The sequence below is a fragment of the Streptomyces alkaliphilus genome (assembly GCF_014141535.1).
Classification (GTDB): Bacteria; Actinomycetota; Actinomycetes; order Streptomycetales; family Streptomycetaceae; genus Streptomyces; species Streptomyces alkaliphilus.
This window is the reverse complement of the sequence record NZ_VKHT01000854.1, coordinates 1-2,185: the sequence shown is the minus strand read 5'-3', so window position 1 is coordinate 2,185 and position 2,185 is coordinate 1. Positions and strand designations below refer to the sequence as shown.

Below are 2,185 nucleotides of genomic sequence, written 5' to 3'. Positions count from 1 at the left end.
GGGTGGGGTGGTGGGAGAGGAGCGGTCAGTGGCGGCCATGGCGTCGGATCTCCCTGCGCAGGTGGTCGGTGATGTCCAGTGAGAGGGCGGAGACCTCCGCGTCCTCGATGCGTCGGGGCTGGGGAATGGCGACCTCCCATTCCCGAACGACCCGGCCCGGGCGGGAGGAGAGGAGGATGACCCGCTGGGCCAGGCGGACCGCCTCGCGGACGTTGTGGGTGACGAACAGAATGGAGACACCCGTGGCGGACCAGATCCGGATGAGTTCCTCGTGCAGCACGTCCCGGGTGATGGCGTCCAGCGCGGCGAACGGCTCGTCCATCAGCAGCAGGCGGCTGTCCTGGGCGAGAGCCCTGGCCAGCGCCACCCGCTGGCGCATCCCACCGGACAACTCGTGCACTCTCCTGTCCCCGGTGCCGCCGAGCCGGACCAGTTCCAGCAACCGCTCGATCTCCGTGCGCCGTTCCGGGGCGGAGAGGCCACGCAGTCTCAGGGCCAGCTCGATGTTCCGGCCGGCGGTGAGCCAGGGGAGCAGGGCGTGTTCCTGGAACATCAGGGCGGGGCGTCCGCCGGAGAGGTGGATCTCCCCGGCGGACGGCTCGTCGAGTCCCGCGATCAGGTTGAGCAGTGTGGATTTCCCGCATCCGGAGGCGCCCAGCAGGGTGACGAACTCCCCCGGGGCCACGGTCAGGTCGATGCCCTCCAGGGCCGGCTGTTGGTTCCCCCGGGGGCCGAAGGACTTCGACACGCCGTGGATACCGACCGCGGGAGGAGGCGTGTGGCCGTCGTGGGACGTTGTGGTGGTGAGAGCTTTGGTCATGAGCGCGTCTCCGGAAAGGGGTGGGGGCGGTCAGCCGATGCCGAGGCCGGCGTCCTCGGTGATCTTTGGCTCCCCCGCCTCGGCCAGGACCTTGTTGAGCAGCCGCAGGTCGTAGATGCCGGTGAGATCGGGCTCGTCCAGCAGACCGGCGGCCACGGCGTGCTCGGCCCCCGCGCTCAACGTTTTCGCCAACGGGTCGTTGAGGAACTCCACGTGCTCGAAGGCGGGGTCCAGGACCTCGTCGGGAAGTGCCGCGCCGGAGAGCTCCTCCAGGGCGGAGTTGATGGTTTCCTTCGCCTCCTCGGGGTTCTCGTTGAGCAGGGCGTTGGACCTCACCACGCCGCGGATCACCGCCTCCACGACATCGGGGTGATCGGCCAGGAACTCCTGTGAGGCGATGACATGGGTGACCACGTAGCGGCCGTCCTCCCACAGGTCGCCCTCGTCCAGGAGGGTCACGGCCCCCTGGGAGACCAGCTTGGCGGCGGTCGGTTCGGGCACCCAGGCACCGTCGATGGAGCCGTTCTCGAACGCCGGGGGGATCTCGGCGTTCGCGATGCGCAGCACGGTGACGTCCCCCGTCCCGGACTCGCCGTCCACCTCGAAGCCCTGTTCGTCCAGGTAGTTCAGCAGCGCCACGTCCTGGGTGTTGCCCAGTTGCGGGGTGGCGATCCGCTTGCCCTCGAGGTCCTCCAGGTTCTCGACGTTGTCGGGATTCACGACCAGGGAGGCGCCTCCGGAGGCCGCGCCGGCGACGATGCGCAGGTTTCGCCCGCCCGATTGCACGTAGCCGTTGATGGCCGGGTTGGGACCGATGAAGGTGATGTCCACCGCGCCCGCGTTCAGCGCCTCGATGGCGGAGGGTCCGGCGTTGAAGACCTGCGTCTTGAGGGCGGTGCCCGCCAGTTCCTCCCGAATCGGCCCGCTCTCGGCCAGGCCCACCAGGGCGGTGCCGTGGGTGATGTTGGCGAAGTAACCGATGGAGACCTCGTCGGCGGAGAGCGCCTCGCCCTCTGCCGCCCGGGCGGGGGAGTTCCCGGTCGACGACGTGTCCGGGCTGTCGGAGCCGTAGCCGCAGGCGGTGAGCCCGCCCAACAGCAGAGCGGCGGTGAGGGCCACGATCCCTCCGGAGGAACGGTGCACCGGACGGCGGAGTGGAGGACGGAACGCGGACATGTACGGAAACCTTCCGATGAGGAGAAGCCGGTCGGTGGAGCCGAGCGGCGGAAGAGCAGGACCCCGGGTGGTCTCCTCCGGGCGGCCCGGCGGGATGACGGCCGGGGTATGGGCCCTTTCCCGGCGACCGCATGGTGAGACGGTGCTCCCGGAGGGGAAACCGGGGCGGGGCTCACCGCCGGAGGAGGG

General features: G+C 70.0%; 2 protein-coding genes. Both read right to left on the bottom strand.

Translation table 11 applies throughout. The features are described from left to right. Positions 1–25 precede the first annotated feature (25 nt). Complete coding sequence (locus FNQ90_RS20480) at positions 26–820, bottom strand: ABC transporter ATP-binding protein (RefSeq protein ID WP_143618466.1); 795 nt, start codon at positions 818–820, stop codon at positions 26–28. Between the two features lie 30 nt (positions 821–850). After that, entirely contained in the window at positions 851–1,996 is a 1,146-nt protein-coding gene (locus FNQ90_RS20475) for an aliphatic sulfonate ABC transporter substrate-binding protein (protein ID WP_182607707.1), read from the bottom strand. Positions 1,997–2,185: the final 189 nt, after the last annotated feature.

What these genes read in the sequence shown, in the direction of transcription:
- FNQ90_RS20480 (WP_143618466.1), bottom strand. Translation starts at nt 820, where the DNA reads ATGACCAAAGCTCTCACCACCACAACGTCCCACGACGGCCACACGCCT.
- FNQ90_RS20475 (WP_182607707.1), bottom strand. Translation starts at nt 1,996, where the DNA reads ATGTCCGCGTTCCGTCCTCCACTCCGCCGTCCGGTGCACCGTTCCTCC.